Source organism: Pseudomonas izuensis (assembly GCF_009861505.1).
Taxonomy (GTDB): domain Bacteria; phylum Pseudomonadota; class Gammaproteobacteria; order Pseudomonadales; family Pseudomonadaceae; genus Aquipseudomonas; species Aquipseudomonas izuensis.
In genome coordinates this window covers 1-15,277 of the sequence record NZ_WTFT01000020.1, presented here as the reverse complement: position 1 = coordinate 15,277, position 15,277 = coordinate 1, and the positions used below count along the sequence as shown (strand labels likewise).

18 protein-coding genes are annotated in these 15,277 nt (G+C 60.9%); 8 read left to right on the top strand and 10 right to left on the bottom strand.

What is annotated here, in order from left to right:
• Positions 1 to 87 precede the first annotated feature (87 nt).
• From GPL81_RS18190 to GPL81_RS18175, 4 genes are all read right to left on the bottom strand, one after another.
• Positions 88 to 1,014 carry a 5-oxoprolinase subunit C family protein gene (locus GPL81_RS18190; RefSeq protein ID WP_160107832.1) on the bottom strand — a complete coding sequence of 309 codons (927 nt, stop codon included), beginning with the start codon at positions 1,012 to 1,014 and terminating at the stop codon, positions 88 to 90.
• Positions 1,011 to 1,715 (bottom strand): 5-oxoprolinase subunit PxpB, encoded by a 705-nt coding sequence (gene pxpB / locus GPL81_RS18185; RefSeq protein ID WP_160107831.1) that lies wholly within the window; start codon positions 1,713 to 1,715, stop codon positions 1,011 to 1,013. The genes GPL81_RS18190 and pxpB overlap by 4 nt, the downstream gene beginning before the upstream one ends.
• Positions 1,712 to 2,464 carry a 5-oxoprolinase subunit PxpA gene (locus GPL81_RS18180; protein ID WP_160107830.1) on the bottom strand — a complete coding sequence of 251 codons (753 nt, stop codon included), beginning with the start codon at positions 2,462 to 2,464 and terminating at the stop codon, positions 1,712 to 1,714. The genes pxpB and GPL81_RS18180 overlap by 4 nt, the downstream gene beginning before the upstream one ends.
• A 73-nt stretch (positions 2,465 to 2,537) precedes the next feature.
• A complete protein-coding gene (locus GPL81_RS18175; protein ID WP_160107829.1) occupies positions 2,538 to 3,824 on the bottom strand; it encodes an MFS transporter in 1,287 nt (428 codons plus the stop codon).
• 146 nt (positions 3,825 to 3,970) lie between these two features.
• Here GPL81_RS18175 and GPL81_RS18170 point away from each other — a divergent pair, with 146 nt between their 5' ends.
• Positions 3,971 to 4,885: a LysR family transcriptional regulator gene (locus GPL81_RS18170; protein ID WP_160107828.1), complete on the top strand. Its 915-nt coding sequence runs from the start codon at positions 3,971 to 3,973 to the stop codon at positions 4,883 to 4,885.
• Between the two features lie 95 nt (positions 4,886 to 4,980).
• On the opposite strand, the gene GPL81_RS18165 is transcribed toward GPL81_RS18170, so the two are convergent.
• From GPL81_RS18165 to GPL81_RS18155, 3 genes are read right to left on the bottom strand one after another with little or no spacing between them, the layout of a single operon-like run.
• On the bottom strand, positions 4,981 to 5,523 hold the full coding sequence (locus GPL81_RS18165) for a DUF2937 family protein (protein ID WP_096512969.1): 543 nt from the start codon (positions 5,521 to 5,523) through the stop codon (positions 4,981 to 4,983).
• Between the two features lie 13 nt (positions 5,524 to 5,536).
• Positions 5,537 to 6,313, bottom strand: coding sequence for a class II glutamine amidotransferase (locus GPL81_RS18160; RefSeq protein ID WP_160107827.1), 777 nt, complete (start codon positions 6,311 to 6,313; stop codon positions 5,537 to 5,539).
• A 33-nt stretch (positions 6,314 to 6,346) separates the two neighbouring features.
• Positions 6,347 to 6,844: an MFS transporter gene (locus GPL81_RS18155; RefSeq protein WP_096512971.1), complete on the bottom strand. Its 498-nt coding sequence runs from the start codon at positions 6,842 to 6,844 to the stop codon at positions 6,347 to 6,349.
• Positions 6,845 to 7,044: 200 nt separating this feature from the next.
• Between GPL81_RS18155 and GPL81_RS18150 the strand changes: the two genes are divergently transcribed.
• Both GPL81_RS18150 and GPL81_RS18145 read left to right on the top strand, forming a co-directional pair.
• Entirely contained in the window at positions 7,045 to 9,099 is a 2,055-nt protein-coding gene (locus GPL81_RS18150; RefSeq protein WP_160107826.1) for a S9 family peptidase, read from the top strand.
• 203 nt (positions 9,100 to 9,302) lie between these two features.
• On the top strand, positions 9,303 to 9,776 hold the full coding sequence (locus GPL81_RS18145; RefSeq protein WP_160107825.1) for a cyclic nucleotide-binding domain-containing protein: 474 nt from the start codon (positions 9,303 to 9,305) through the stop codon (positions 9,774 to 9,776).
• On the opposite strand, the gene GPL81_RS18140 is transcribed toward GPL81_RS18145, so the two are convergent.
• Positions 9,773 to 10,063 (bottom strand): hypothetical protein, encoded by a 291-nt coding sequence (locus GPL81_RS18140; RefSeq protein ID WP_160107824.1) that lies wholly within the window; start codon positions 10,061 to 10,063, stop codon positions 9,773 to 9,775. The two genes, GPL81_RS18145 and GPL81_RS18140, sit on opposite strands and share 4 nt — an antisense overlap.
• A gap of 96 nt (positions 10,064 to 10,159) precedes the next feature.
• On the opposite strand from GPL81_RS18140, the gene GPL81_RS18135 reads away from it, so the two are divergent.
• The 4 genes from GPL81_RS18135 to GPL81_RS18120 all read left to right on the top strand — a co-directional run bounded on the left by GPL81_RS18135 (position 10,160) and on the right by GPL81_RS18120 (position 12,395).
• Positions 10,160 to 10,846 (top strand): spermidine synthase, encoded by a 687-nt coding sequence (locus GPL81_RS18135; protein ID WP_007898703.1) that lies wholly within the window; start codon positions 10,160 to 10,162, stop codon positions 10,844 to 10,846.
• A gap of 48 nt (positions 10,847 to 10,894) precedes the next feature.
• The gene (locus GPL81_RS18130) at positions 10,895 to 11,266 is read left to right on the top strand and encodes a YajD family HNH nuclease (protein ID WP_110966870.1); all 372 of its coding nucleotides are present in this window, start codon (positions 10,895 to 10,897) and stop codon (positions 11,264 to 11,266) included.
• 189 nt (positions 11,267 to 11,455) lie between these two features.
• Positions 11,456 to 11,926 (top strand): RNA methyltransferase, encoded by a 471-nt coding sequence (locus GPL81_RS18125; RefSeq protein WP_046816778.1) that lies wholly within the window; start codon positions 11,456 to 11,458, stop codon positions 11,924 to 11,926.
• 91 nt (positions 11,927 to 12,017) lie between these two features.
• The gene (locus tag GPL81_RS18120) at positions 12,018 to 12,395 is read left to right on the top strand and encodes a YgaP family membrane protein (protein WP_096512975.1); all 378 of its coding nucleotides are present in this window, start codon (positions 12,018 to 12,020) and stop codon (positions 12,393 to 12,395) included.
• A 110-nt stretch (positions 12,396 to 12,505) separates the two neighbouring features.
• On the opposite strand, the gene GPL81_RS18115 is transcribed toward GPL81_RS18120, so the two are convergent.
• Positions 12,506 to 13,735 (bottom strand): hypothetical protein, encoded by a 1,230-nt coding sequence (locus tag GPL81_RS18115; protein ID WP_160107823.1) that lies wholly within the window; start codon positions 13,733 to 13,735, stop codon positions 12,506 to 12,508.
• 19 nt (positions 13,736 to 13,754) lie between these two features.
• Positions 13,755 to 14,204: a YcgN family cysteine cluster protein gene (locus GPL81_RS18110; protein ID WP_160107822.1), complete on the bottom strand. Its 450-nt coding sequence runs from the start codon at positions 14,202 to 14,204 to the stop codon at positions 13,755 to 13,757.
• Positions 14,205 to 14,485: 281 nt separating this feature from the next.
• On the opposite strand from GPL81_RS18110, the gene GPL81_RS18105 reads away from it, so the two are divergent.
• On the top strand, positions 14,486 to 15,079 hold the full coding sequence (locus GPL81_RS18105; RefSeq protein ID WP_096512977.1) for a nitroreductase family protein: 594 nt from the start codon (positions 14,486 to 14,488) through the stop codon (positions 15,077 to 15,079).
• Positions 15,080 to 15,277 lie beyond the last annotated feature (198 nt).

The following is a 15,277-nucleotide window of genomic DNA, read 5'->3' as shown; positions in this document are numbered from 1 at the left end:
CCATCGCGGGCAAGTCGGGACGCCGCATCGCTTGCTCCCACAGGTTTCACACATAACCTGTGGGAGCAAGGCTTGCCCGCGATGCTTTTAGCGGCTCAAAAACCGGCGCAAATACTCGACCTGTTCACGATGCGCAATCTCCTGCACCACCGGCCGCAACCGCACCTGCGCCCCCGGCAGGCACTGCGCCAGCCTGGCCAGCGCCAACGGCGTCAACGCCCCCAACCGAGGATACCCGCCAATGGTCTGCCGATCATTGAGCAACACAATCGGCTGTCCGTCCGGTGGCACCTGCACCGCACCCAGCGGGATGCCTTCGGAAATCATCGGTTTCCCCTGGTACTGCAACGACGTGCCCAACAAGCGAATGCCCATCCGGTCAGCCCGGCTGTCGAGGCTCCACACACTGTTGAACGCGTCGAACAGGCTCTGTCCGCTGAACTCACCGATTTGTGCACCGAGCACCAGGTCCAAAGGTGCATCGAGGCTCAGGTCCGGTCGCTGTTCTGGCGATAATTCGCGCAGCAACATCACCGAATTTCCCGAATAGCTCAAGCACGCGCCTTTGCTCAGCGCACGGCCCATTCCATCCAGACCGCCAAGCTCTTCACGAACCACCGTCGCACGGCTGCCCAACACCTTCGGCGCATCGAAGCCACCCGGCGCAGCCAAATATGCGCGAGCGCCGAGCAACGGCTGGGTGAATTGCAACCGCTGACCTTTATTCAACCTGAAACTGCGCCAGGGCTTGAGTGGCTCGCCATCCACCTGCGCCCCCAGATCCGCTCCGGCCAGCGCCAGCAGGCAATCGTCTTGCGCCACCACCGTAAACCCGCCGAGGGTGATTTCGATCACCGCCGCATCAAGGTGGTTATCCAGCAGCCAGTTGGCCCAGGACATCGACCGCCAATCCAGCCCTCCACCCTGGGTCACGCCCAGATGTCGCACGCCGAAACGCCCGGCGTCCTGCAATAGGCACAGCGGCGTACTGGCTTCAATCGTCAAACGGCTCATGCCTGGGCCTCCAGTGGCGTGTCGTCACCGCCCAGGTTGATGAATTCGGCATGGTCGACTGCCTCGAAGCGTACGGTGTCACCCGGTTGCATCAGGCTGTAGCCGTCGCGGTTGCGGTCGAATAATTTGGCTGGCGTACGACCGATCAGGTTCCAGCCGCCCGGTGACACCACCGGATAGGCTGCCGTCTGCCGTTCGGCGATGCCGACACTGCCGGCGGCGACTTTCTTGCGGGGTGTGTTCAGACGCGGCGCGGCAAGCACCTCGTCCACCAGCCCCATGAAGGCGAACCCCGGTGCGAAGCCCAGGGCGAACACCTGATATTCACGCTCACTGTGACGACGGATCACCTCCTCCACCGCCAGTCCGCTGCGCTGCGACAACAGACGCAACTCCGGGCCGACGCTCAAGTCGTACCACACCGGCAGCACGTGACGGGTAGCGCCGGTCCGCGCGTTGGGCGACAGGTCGATGAACGCTTCGGCGATCAATTCCCGTGCCTGGGCCGGACTCAACGCGGTCAGGTCGTAATGCACCATTAACGTCGTGTAGGACGGCACCAGATCGATCAGGTGCCCGCCGAACGCCGCCCGCAGGTTTTCGCTGGCCGCCAGCATCCAGGGCATGTTGGCTTCGGCGATTTCATCGAACAGACGTACCATCAGGCAATCGAGCGCAACCACTTCCACCCGCAGTTTCATGACACGCTCTGCTCATTCAAGGCTTGGCGGATGCGTTGCACGGCGGCGACCGAACTGGCGTTGTCGCCGTGCACGCAAAGGGTGTTGGCCTGCAAATGCAAGGCACTGCCGTCGCTGGCGGTGAGCGGATCGCCACGGGCGATAATCAATGCCTGCTCGATGATTTTCTCCGGGTCGTGATGCACCGCTCCCGGCAAGCTTCGCGACACCAACATGCCGGCGCTGTCGTAGGCACGGTCGGCGAAGGCTTCGAACCACAGGGTCACGCCGTACTCATCGCCCATCTGCTGCGCGGCGCCGTTGTCCCGGGTGGCCATCAACATCAACGGCAAGCTGCGGTCATAAGTGGCCACGGCCTGCAGCACCGCACGCAGCTGTGCCGGGTTGGCCATCATGTCGTTGTACATGGCGCCATGGGGCTTGACGTAACTGACCCGGCCGCCCTGGGCCCGGCAGATGCCGTCGAGGGCGCCGATCTGGTAATGCAGGATGTCCTGGAGTTCCTGGGTGGCATAGGCCATGGAGCGGCGGCCGAACCCCACCAGGTCCTGATAGGCCGGATGAGCGCCAATCTGCACGCCGTGGCTGAGCGCCAGGCTGACGGTTTTGCGCATGATGCTCGGGTCGCCGGCATGGAATCCGCAGGCGATGTTGGCGCAATCAATGAAGGGCATGACTTCCGCGTCCAGACCCATGGTCCAGTTACCGAAACTCTCGCCGATGTCGCAGTTCAATAGCAGGCGGCTCACGATGAACACTCCTGTAGGTTTTATTCTTTTTAGCTGCGGGACATATCTGTAAGACATGCCCGCAGATTATCAGTTACTGCGCGTCGAGTTGCTTGCCGCGGGTTTCCGGCAGGCTCAGGGCCGCAAGGATTACCACGCCGTAGGACACCGCCGCAAAGGCACCGATACCCACGCTCAGCGGCACGGTCTGGCTGAGCAGGCCGATCAGCAGCGGAAACAACGCCGCCAGCGCCCGGCCGATGTTGTAGCAAAAACCCTGACCGGAACCGCGAATGCGCGTCGGGAACAACTCGGTCAGGAACGCGCCCATGCCGCTGAAAATCCCCGAAGCGAAGAAGCCCAGCGGAAAGCCCAGCCACAGCATCACGCCGTTGCTGACCGGCAGTTGGGTGTACAGCAAGACAATGGTGAACGAACCGACCGCGAACAGGATGAAGTTCTTTTTCCGGCCGAGAATGTCCGTCAGGTAGGCGCTGATGACGTAACCGACGTAGGAACCGACGATCACCATCGCCAGATAACCGCTAGTATTGAGTACGCTCAAACCGCGCTCGTTCTTCAGAAAGGTTGGCAACCACGACGTGATCGCGTAGTAGCCGCCCAGCGCACCGGTGGTCAGCAACGAAGCGCGAATCGTGGTGAACAGCATGCCGGGGGCAAAAATCTCGTAGAACTTCGAGGGGTTACTCGGAGCCTCCTTGGCTTTGGCTTCGCGATAGATTTCCGGATCTTTTACCAGGCGGCGAACAAAAATCACGAAAATCGCCGGCACGATGCCGAGAATGAACAGCGCGCGCCACGCGTCTTCCGGTGGCAGGACCGAGAACAGCAGCGCATACAGAATCGCGGTCAGCCCCCAACCCAACGCCCAGCCGGACTGCACCATGCCCACAGCCTTGCCGCGGTCCTGGGCGCGAATGACTTCGCCGATCAGCACCGCACCGGCCGTCCATTCGCCACCGAAACCGAAGCCCATCAGGGTGCGCGCCACCAACAGTTGCTCGTAGCTTTGGGCAAAACCGCAGACGAAGGTGAAGAAGGCAAACCACAGCACCGTCAGCTGCAAGGTGCGTACGCGACCGATGCGATCGGAGAGAATGCCCGCCACCCAGCCACCGATGGCCGAAGCGATCAGCGTACTGGTGTGAATCAGCCCGGCCTGGCCGGTGGTGATGCCCCACATGGCAATCAGGGTCGGCACCACGAAACTGAGCATCTGGGTGTCCATGCCGTCCAGGCCATAGCCGATCTTGCAGCTCCAGAAGGTGCGGCGTTCCTGCTGATTGATGTTGCGATACCAGTCGAAAGGCCCCGGGCGAGCCGTGGCTTTCGCAATCAAGGGGGTGTCGGGCGCACTCATGGCAAATCTCCGCGCTGATTTTATTGGTATTGTTCTGAGCCCCGACGACGCCTATCGTGGGAACCGGATGGCCTGATTCTTGGGCGCACCGACCTGCCGCGTCCAACTAATAAAAACCCGCCTTAGACATAAGAAATCTTTATCCCATGAACCTGAAGTTTCTCGAGACCTTCGTCTGGGTCGCCCGGCTCAAGAGTTTCCGCCTGACCGCCGACAAGCTCTTCACCACCCAGGCGTCGATTTCCAGCCGCATCGCCGTGCTCGAAGGCGAGCTCGGCGTGAAGCTGTTCCTGCGCGATTCGCGGGGGGTGAGCCTGACGCCGGAAGGCCTGAAAGTGCTCGACTACGCCGAGCAGATGATGGACACCATGCAAGCGCTCAAGCAGTCGATCGAAACCCGTTCCAGCAAGGCCGGGCGTGTGCGCATCGGGGTGATGGACACGGTGATCCACACCTGGCTCAGCCCGTTGGTGGCGCAGATGACCGATCACTACCCCTTGGTGGAAATCGAATTGGTGGCCGATACGTCGCTCAATCTCTGCGATCAGCTGCAAAAGGGCTTTCTCGACGTCATCCTGCAAACCGATCTGTTGCGCCAGGAAAGCGTGCGCAGCCTGGAACTGGCCAGCCATCCCATGGGCTGGATCGTCGCCAGCAACTCGCTGTACAACCGTGAGTTTTCAGGCGTCGCCGATCTGGCCAATGAGCGGATCATCACCTACTCGAAAAACTCCCATCCGCATCAGGAAGTGCTTGCCCTGATGCAGGCCAACGGCGTCATGGCGCCAAGGCTGAACTGCGTGAATTCGGTGTCGGCGATTACCCGGTTGTTGCGCGATGGTTTCGGCATCGGCGCCTTGCCACCGGTACTGGTGGCCGAGGAACTGGCGCGCGGGGAATTGACCTTGCTGGCCATCGATCAACGTCCGCCGAATTTGCAGGTGGTGGTGTCGTGGCGAGTGGGCGTGGAGTGGGTCGAGGAGATTGTTGCGTTGTGCCAGCAGGTGCTGGAGGAATATGCGCGCAGAGTTGGCGAAAACTACATCGTACTGAATCGTTGACGCCCCTGTAGGAGCTGGCTTGCCAGCGAACCAGGCGATGCGGCGTGCCTGACACACCGCCTTCGCTGGCAAGCCAGCTCCTACAAAGGGTGTTCTTACAGCCCGCGCAAATCCCGCTCTTCGATCGGCCGGCTCTGGCGCAGGCGCTTGCCGCCGAGCACGACCCAGTCGATCAGGCGGAACAGGCATTCCAGGCCAAACGACAACAGTAACGCGCCGCTCATGCCCCAGATCATCGCTTGCGGCGTCAACAGGATCTGGTAGCTGTAGCCATTCCAGGTTTCCTGGCGAATGTCCGGATCGGCCGCCAGCACCACTTGCAGGAAACGGATGTACCACGGGCCCTGCATCGCCTGGAACTGCTTGTCCAGCGCCAGCTGACGGGTCAGCAGGTTGCTCAGGCTGTCGGCGTCACTGCGAAAGATCGGGTCTTCGCTGGCGCGGTAATGGGCCACGAGTGCCTGCATATCACCCTTGAAGAACTGATTGGCCGTGCCTTGAAAACCACTCAAGCCGGCCTGCGCTTCAATCAGATGCGCTTCGACCCGCTTCGCGTAATCGTTGATGAACCCCGGCACCTGGACACCGATCAACAGGCCCGCCGCGAACAACACCAGCCGTAGATAACTGAGCAACATGGGGAGCAGATCCTTATTCGGTCACGCCCTGGCTGACGCATTCACCGCGTCGCCACAGGCTCCATTGGCCCGGTTCGTAGCGGGTCCAGGTTTCATTTTCGGTCAAGGGTTCGGTGGCGATGACCGTAACCACGTCGTTGGGCGTGGTTTCGGCCTGGAAATCGACGATCACATCGACATCTTTCAAGCGCGCCGGGCCGAAGGGTGCGCGACGGGTGATTTGCGCCAGCTTGGTCGAGCAATAGCAGAACAGCCAGTCGCCGTCGCTGAGCAGGCAATTGAACACGCCTTTGCTGCGGTACTCGGCGCAGGCGGCCACCAGGTCCGGCAACAGGTCTTCGACCTCGACCGGCTCGGGGAACGCGGCACGTACGCGATTGAGCAAGTCGCAGAACGCCGCTTCGCTGTCGGTATCGCCCACGGGACGGTAGAAGCTGGCAGTGGGCTGGAAGTCCGCCAACTGGCCGTTATGGGCAAAACACCAGTTGCGGCCCCACAACTCACGGACGAACGGATGGGTGTTGGACAAACAGACCTTGCCGACGTTGGCCTGGCGAATGTGCCCGATCACCACTTCGCTCTTGATCGGGTAGCGCTGCACCAGGTTCGCGACTTCCGACTCGCAACTCGCCGCCGGGTCCTGGAACAAGCGCAAACCCCGGCCTTCGTAAAAAGCGATGCCCCAACCATCCCGGTGCGGACCGGTGCGCCCGCCGCGCTGCATCAGCCCGGTGAAGCTGAACACGATATCGGTTGGGACATTGGCGCTCATGCCCAATAACTCACACATGCTCGGACTCTCGCTTCAAGCCAGGGGCAAAAGTTACAAACGCGGTTCGACCCGCATACGCTGGGGGTTGCTTGGCACCGGTGGACGACCATAACGATCATCCCCTGCCCCCCCGAACGGATGCACCTCTTCCGGCTCATCGGCGAGGGCCGCGGCTTTGGCAGCGGCAGCCTGCTCCTTGCGCGCCCTGGAGGCGCGTTCGATCGGGAAGCGGATCACCACGAACACCAGGTAAATGCCGAAAGCGATCATGCCGTACATGAAGAGGTCGGAAATCGCCCGCCACGCGTTGTTGCCGACCTTGAACAACAGGTCCAGGGCGGTAATGGCAATGGCCGGGGCGACCTTTTCCTTCACCGGGTCAATAATGGTCGGGCTGAAGAGCAGCACCGCTACCAGCAACCGCAGCGGCTCGCGCAGCCAACGCCACATCCAGCGGGTGATGCGCATCCACACCAACAGGCAGCCCAAAGCGGCAAAGGCGTAGAGGCCCCAAGCGATCAGATAGTCGTTCTCGGTCATGGTGTCCATGGCAAGGCAGGCAAAGAGGCGCTTATGATAACGGCTTTTCGCACATCAGGCTTGCCCCAAGCGCAATCCATGTGGGAGCGAGCCTGCTCGCGAAAGCGGTGGGCCAGTCAACATTGACAGTGAATGTGCTGGCCTCTTCGCGAGCAGGCTCGCTCCTACAGGTGGCAGCTCCTATTTCGTACTTTGATTGAGAGTCCTTCATGCCCCTATCCGCCAACGCTTCCGACGCCCCGATCGCCCGCAGGGACGAGGGTACTGACCCGTATGCCTGGCTGCAGGAACGCGACACCGATGCGGTGCTCGACTACCTGAAGGCTGAAAACCGCTATCAAGACACACAAACCGCCGATCAGGCCGGGTTGCGTGAGACCTTGTTCGAGGAGATCAAGGGCCGGATTCTCGAAACCGACCTGTCCCTGCCCTCCCCCTGGGGACCGTACCTGTATTACACCCGCACCACGGCGGGTGACGAATACGCCCGGCACTACCGCTGCCCGCGCCCGGTCGACGACAGCCTGACCCTCGATGAAAGCCGGGAACAACTGCTGCTGGACCCGAACGTGTTGGCCAACGGCGGCTTCTTCTCTCTCGGCGCATTCAGCATCAGCCCGGACCACCAGCGCCTGGCCTACAGCATCGATTCCTCGGGCGATGAGATCTACACGCTGTTCGTGAAGGAATTGTCCGACGGTCGCGTCAGCGAACTGGAGTTCCAGGACTGCGACGGCAGCATGACGTGGGCCAATGACAGCCTGACCCTGTTTTTCGGCGAGCTGGACGACACCCATCGCCCGCACAAGCTATTCCGCTATCGCCTGGACGGCACGGCGGCCGAACAAGTGTTCCATGAGCCGGACGGTCGCTTTTTCATGCATTGCTACCGCTCCAGTTCCGAGCAGCAATTGCTGCTGTCCCTGGGCAGCAAGACCACCAGTGAAGTCTGGGTGCTGGACGCCAACCAGCCGCAGCAGGCCTTTACCTGCATCGCGCCACGGGTCGAAGACCATGAGTACGACGTCGACCACGGCGCGCTCGACGGCCAATGGACCTGGTTCATCCGCACCAACCGCGACGGCATTAACTTCGCCCTGTACACCGCAATCGATACTGGCGTAGCCCCCATCGAATCGACCTGGCAAAACCTGATTCCACATAGCGACTCGGTGATGATCGACGGCATGAGCCTGAATGCCGGTGCCATGACCTTGAGCCTGCGTGAAGGTGGCTTGCCGATCATTGAAGTCTACCCACGGGACTTGCCGAGCTACCGGGTGCAACTGCCAGACGCGGCTTATAGCCTGCATGTGCAGAACAGCCTGGAATTCGTCAGCGAACGGATTCGCCTGCGCTACGAAGCCCTGAACCGTCCGGCGCAGATCCGCCAGCTGGAGCTGGTCAATGGCGAGCAGAAAGTGCTCAAGGAAACCCCGGTTCTCGGCCCGTTCGACGCCGATGCCTACGTCAGCCAGCGCCTGTGGGCCACAGCGCCCGACGGTACGAAAATTCCCATCAGCCTTGTCGTCAAACGCGAAGCACTCGGCCAGCCGACGCCCCTTTATTTGTACGGCTACGGCGCCTATGGCGAAAGCCTCGACCCGTGGTTCTCCCACGCGCGCCTGAGTCTGCTCGATCGCGGCATGGCGTTTGCCATCGCCCACGTGCGCGGTGGTGGTGAACTGGGTGAAGCCTGGTATCGCGCCGGCAAGCAGGAGCACAAGCAAAACACGTTCAGCGACTTCATCGCCTGTGCCGAGCACTTGATCGCCAACGGGTTCACCACCGCGCCACAATTGGCAATCAGCGGTGGCAGTGCCGGTGGCTTGTTGATCGGGGCGGTGCTCAATCAACGGCCGGAACTGTTCGGTGCCGCGATAGCCGAAGTGCCGTTCGTCGATGTGCTCAACACCATGCTCGACCCGGAGCTGCCATTGACCGTCACCGAATACGACGAGTGGGGCAACCCGCAGGAGCCGGACGTCTATGATCGGATCAAGGCCTACGCCCCGTACGAAAACGTCTGCGCACAGGCGTATCCGGCGACCCTGGTGATTGCCGGCTATAACGACAGCCGCGTCCAGTATTGGGAAGCGGCCAAATGGGTGGCCAAATTACGCGCGACCAAAACCGACACCAATCCCCTGCTGCTCAAGACCGAACTGGGCGCCGGACACGGCGGGATGAGCGGTCGATACCAGGGATTGCGTGACGTAGCGCTCGAATATGCATTTTTGTTCAAGGTTTTGGGTGTTGCCTGAGGAACTCGGCCTGACGTGCCGGTCTTAAATCCGTACCTCAACGCCGAAAACAACACTGCCCCCGTGGGAGCAAAGCTTGCTCGCGATGAGGCCGCAACATTCAACATCAATGTTGACTGACATGCCGCCATCGCGAGCAAGCTTTGCTCCTACAGGGCAATGTCAAACCCGGAAAACAGACACAACAATAAAGACCGCACGACATGTCAGAACCGACCTTTTTGAACAACGAAATTCGCGACTGGCTGATGGATTGCGGCCTGTTCAACCAGCTGCTGCCGGTGGACTTCGCCGCGGCCTCGGGCTATTTCAGTATCAGCACCATCGCCCAGGGTGAAGAGATTTTCCATGAGGGCGATGCCGGCAGCTTCATGTGCATCATTCACACCGGCCAGGTGGCTGTGCAAAAGACCACCAGCGATGGGCAGCAAGTGACCATTGCCACGTTGCGCAGTGGCCGCTCGTTCGGCGAAATGGCTGTACTCGACGGAGAGCGTCGCTCGGCCAGTTGCGTGGCGGCGAGTAACTGTCAGTTGCTCAACCTGGGCAAGGATTCCCTGGAAAAGATGCTCAACGATGCACCGAAAATCGCCGCCAAGATCATCCGCGCCCTCGCCGTTTCCCTGTCCAAGCGCCTGCGCATGGCCGATGGGCAACTGCTTGCGCAGCAGGTTTAACCGCCGGGCGACTTGACCTTCGGCGGATTCTGCTCGATCCCCGGCACCGGCTGATCCTTGGTCGGCGGGCTCGGCATCTCGATAGGGACCAACGGCGGACCGCTGCTGCCGGGGCCGACCTTGGGCACCGGCGCGGGGGAGATTTGCGGGTAGGGCGTGGGCGTTGCGGTGCCAGGGGAACCGGGCGTCGGCGCTGGACTGACGGGCGTGATTTGCATCTGCTGGGCCTGCACTGCAGTAATCGAAAGCGCGGCCAGGGTAATGACCGTTAGAATGGTGCGCTTCATCAATGGCTCCGTTGGCCTTGTTGTCATTTGCAGGCTACTCCCAACGGCGTCCGTTTGCCTTCCCCTCTGCTGCCATTTTTTCCTCAAGTGAGCCCCATGAAACGTTTCGTCCTGCTCGACACCACCCCTATTCCCGAGAACGGCGGTGCCCTGTGCCTGTTCGAGTACGGCGAAGATTTCGTCATCAAGATCCAGGGCGGTGACGGCGGACAACTGATGAATACACGCATGCACGGCTCCGAGGACGCCCTGGCCGAGATCCCTTGCCGCAAGGTCGCCGGGCGCCCGAATTCGCGGGTGTTGATCGGTGGCCTGGGCATGGGCTTCACCCTCGCCTCGGCGCTCAAGCACCTGGGCAAGACGGCTGAAGTGGTGGTCGCCGAACTGGTGCCGGGTGTGGTGGAATGGAATCGCGGGCCGTTGGGCGAGAAGGCCGGAAACCCGTTGCTTGACCCACGCACCGTCATCCGCATGGAAGATGTGGCCAAAGTGCTGCAAGCCGAACCACAAGGTTTCGATGCGATCATGCTCGACGTCGATAACGGACCCGAAGGCCTGACCCAGAAGGCCAACAGCTGGCTCTACTCCGCCGGCGGCCTGAGCGCCTGCGCCAAGGCCCTGCGACCCAAAGGTGTATTGGCGGTGTGGTCAGCCAGCGCCGACCGGCAGTTTTCCGACAAACTGAAAAAAGCCGGATTCAAGGCCGAGGAAGTGCAGGTCTTCGCCCACGGCAACAAGGGCACACGCCACACCATCTGGATTGCCGAGAAGCTCAAGGGCTGAGCTAAACTCCACCTATACCGTCATTAGTCTTTCTACAAAGGTGAACCCATGAGTTCGTCCACCCCAACCAACACCTCGAAGCTGGACCGCATCCTCGCCGACAACCAGCGTGACAAGGAAATGGGCTACCGCGACAAGGCCCTGAAAATGTACCCGCACGTGTGTGGCCGCTGCGCCCGTGAGTTTTCCGGCAAGCGCTTGAGCGAACTGACCGTGCACCACCGCGACCACAACCACGACAACAACCCGCAGGACGGTTCGAACTGGGAGCTGTTGTGCCTGTACTGCCACGATAACGAACACTCGCGATATACCGACCAGCAGTATTTCGGTGAAGGTTCGCTGAGCACGCCGAAGATTGCCAAGGCGACGCATAATCCGTTTGCGGCATTGGCCGGATTGATGAAGAAAGACGAATAATCTTCAGCGCCCCGACTGGCCCCTTCGCGAGCAGGCTCGCTCCCACAGTGGTTTTGTGTACACCACATATTCCATGTGGGAGCGTGCCTGCTCGCGAAAGCGTTGGCTCAGCCACCACCAATCTCAAACTGAACACCCCTCCCCCAATCCCCGTATAATCGCGCTTTTTTCCCGAAAGGCACCCCGCTCGTGGCAGACAAACGGTACAGCTGCATTGGTTTGTATAACCCCAAATCACCGGAGAACGTCGGTTCGGTGATGCGCGCCGCTGGTTGCTATGGCGTGGCATCGGTTTTCTACACCGGCAAGCGCTATGAGCGCGCCGCCGATTTCGTCACCGATACCAAGCGCGTCCATTACGACATCCCGCTGATCGGCATCGACGACCTGAAGAAAATCCTGCCGCTGAACTGTGTTCCGGTCGCCGTGGAGCTGGTCGACGGCGCCCGCCCGTTGCCCGAATACACCCACCCGGACCGCGCGCTGTACATCTTCGGCCCGGAAGACGGCTCACTGGATAAAGAGATTCGTGACTGGTGCGAAGACGTGGTCTACATCCCGACCACCGGCTGCATGAACCTGGCCGCCACGGTCAACGTCGTGCTGTACGACCGCATGGCCAAGGGCCTCAATACCCGTTCGGGGCCGAAATTCCGCTGAGTTGCCGAACATCCGATGGAACAAGCTGGCCGTCGCGGCAGTCAGCTTAACTATCCATGACCGAACAGCCCTTCCCGCCTGGAGACGTACCATGAGCGAACTCAAACGCGTAGAACGCATCGAATCCACCCCGTTCCAGACCCCTACCGACCACAACGTTCAAGGTTGGGAGCGCATCGGTTCCCTGGCCGGTGGCGTGGTGATGGTGGGCAAGGGCCTGCGTCGTGGCGGCCTCTTCGGCTTGATCCAGGTGGCCATCGGCGGCGTGGCCCTGGCCCGCGGCATCACCGGTCATAGCTCGGCGAAAAGCCTGCTGGAAAAAAGCCGCCAGGACATGGATAACGTGCGGGCGAAAATCCAGCGAGCCAGTGAAGACTTGAAACAATTGAAGGCCAATGCCGAGGCGGCGACCAAAACCGCGACAGTGACGGGTAATGATTCGTTGAAGTCGCCGAAAGCCGGGGTCTGATCCCGGGATTTCACTGGGGCTGATGGCCTCATCGCGAGCAAGCTTTGCTCCCACAGGATTTGTGAGCGACACAAAACCTGTGGGAGCAAAGCTTGCTCGCGATAGCGGTATTACTGAATCAACTCGGTATCAAGGACCCTGGAAGAATCGCCAATAACGCTTTCCGAAAGCTGGACAAACTCCTTGGTATCCACGCTTTCCAGCCGCATCGCTGCCCGCAGCACATCATCCAGTGAACGCTTGTTGCGGGTCTTCAGGCGAATCTCGCGATCCAGCTCCTGCAACAGCACCACCGCTTTTGAAATCTGTGCCGGGTTGATCTGCTCGCCGCGCAAGGTGGTGACGGCCTGACCGTCCTTCGCCAAGCGCCCCTGCAAACTCTGATAACGCTCGTCACTCATGCCACCGGCGCGGCGCACCAGTTCGATGGCGTAGTACTCGGCAAAACCTTCGCTGATCCAGTCACTGCGCTGACCGTCGTTGATCCGTCCGAACAGCTGCGCCAACTCTCGCACCAGCGCACTGCTGCCATTTTCGCTGACCAGTGGCAAGCGACTGTTCAAGTAGATCGACTCGTGCGCGGCGAGACTGCCGCGCCACATCGGATCGCTGGCGCCGACAATCAACAGCTTGGTGGGATGGCGAGGGAACACGGCTTGTACTTGTGGCCAGACAAACGTCAGCAGGGTCAATACATCCATACGCCGCATGCCCTGCCCCTGGGGCGAGGCCACAGTGACTTCGGTTTCTCCCAGACGGGTGCGACGGCTGCCAAGATGACCGGCGAGCATCCAGCCGGTAGGCCGGTCGAACAATCGGGAGACGTTATCGATGCGGAACTTGTTCTTGCCGATTCGCGGCCAGGCGGTTTCGACGCTTTTCCAGCCGTTGGGCAGCTCGAATTCCAGGCGTGACACCAGTTCGATGCCGTCCTGCTGATCGAGTTTGGCCGCAGGCACCAGATCGTCACCGCGCAGCAATGCCCAGGTCGGGGTCATGCGGGTGTCGAAGCTGCCGCTCTTGCGGCCGTGGCTGATCCGTACACGGTAGGTCAGGCTGGCCTTGTCTGCGGCCGGGTGCCAGACACCGCGGGTCTGTGTACCCGGTGTCAGCTGCCACTGGCCGTCGGCCTTGAAATCGCTGTAATGACTGCCGTCGCCCAGGTCGAAATCCAGGCTGCGCACCGCCGATCCTTGCGCGAGTGTGAGGCGCACTTCAGCCTGGTCACTTTGTGGCAACAGGCGCACGTGGTAATCCAGATCGACCTTCTTCGCCGCCCACACGGGTGAGCTCAGGGTCAGAAGCCCAACGACCAGCGCCCGCCGCCATCCCACAGCCATACACACTCCTTGTTGAAACTTAACCCGCGCGGAAAATCAGATGGTCTTCCCAATCCTCTTCGGCCACGCTGCCTTCGGCGAGCATGCGCCCGGACTGGGAAATGCGCTCGTGATGCACCGCATCGCGATCCCCGCATACCAGGTGATGCCACAACGGCAAATCCTTGCCCTCGCTGACCAGGCGATAGCCGCAGGTCGGCGGCAGCCATTTGAATTCGTCGGCCTTGCCCGGTGTGAGCTGGATGCAGTCCGGCACCGAGTCGCGACGGTTCGGGTAATCGCTGCACTGACAGGTTTTCAGGTCCAGCAGTTTGCAAGCGATACGCGTGTAATAGACGCTGTTGTCGTCTTCATCTTCAAGTTTTTGCAGACAGCACAGGCCGCAACCGTCGCACAGCGATTCCCACTCCTCTTGATCGAGTTGATCGAGGGTTTTGCGTATCCAGAACGGTTCGACTTTGGCGGCCATGGCTCAAGCATCAACATCAGGTGGTGAAAAGGCCGCCAGTCTAGTGCCCGCAGCTCTGCGGGCCAAGCATTGGCGACTGCCGGTAGATCGGGGGCTTGTCAGTTTTTGCGTCGACAAGTAGCTTTGCCAGTCGCAAGGAGCCAGACCTGCCTGCCATTAACGCTCGACCGCGTTGCATTACGGTGATCCGCCACGGCTCTCGAGGAACCTTATCGCCCAGCTCAACTGTGCCCGCAGGTTTCAGACGTCCCTCACTTTCAAACGTAGCAAGGAATCTCTTGATGAGTGCAAACCCACGCGTTGCCGATTACGCCATCCACCCTCAATTCACCGACCGCTGGTCACCTCGCGCCTTCACCGGTGAAACCATCCCCGAAGAAACCCTGCTGAGTTTCTTCGAAGCCGCACGCTGGGCACCTTCGGCCTACAATTCGCAACCCTGGCGCTTTCTTTACGCGCGTCGCGACACGCCGAACTGGGAGCGTTACCTGGGCCTGCTGAACGAGTTCAACCGCAGCTGGGCGCAACACGCCTCGGCCCTGGTGATCGTGATCTCGAAGACTACCTTTACGGCGCCCGGCGCCAGCGAAGAAACCCCGGCCCTGTGGCACACCTTCGACACCGGTTCGGCCTGGGGCCACCTGGCCCTGCAAGCGAGCATCAGCGGCTGGCACACCCACGGCATGGCCGGTTTCGATCAGGAACTGACCCGCAAGGAGCTCAACGTTCCCGAGGGCTATGCACTGCACGCTGCCGTCGCGATTGGCAAACTGGGTGACAAAGCGACCCTGGCCGAGTATCTGCAAGCCCGCGAAGAACCAAGCCCGCGCCGTCCGCTGAGCGAGCTGGCTGCCGAGGGCGATTTCACCCTCTAAGCCACAACATAGATACCCTGTAGGAGCGAGCCTGCTCGCGATGGTGTGTCAGGTTCATTAATGTCAACTGACCAACCATCGCGAGCAGGCCCACTCCTAATGGGGGTCGTGGGGGTTCCGGGGGCTTTTCTCTTTTCCCGACGGCAAATTTTCATGGCGTCGGGGGGTTCCCCCGGGGCGTTTCGCTTCTCCCCGTGG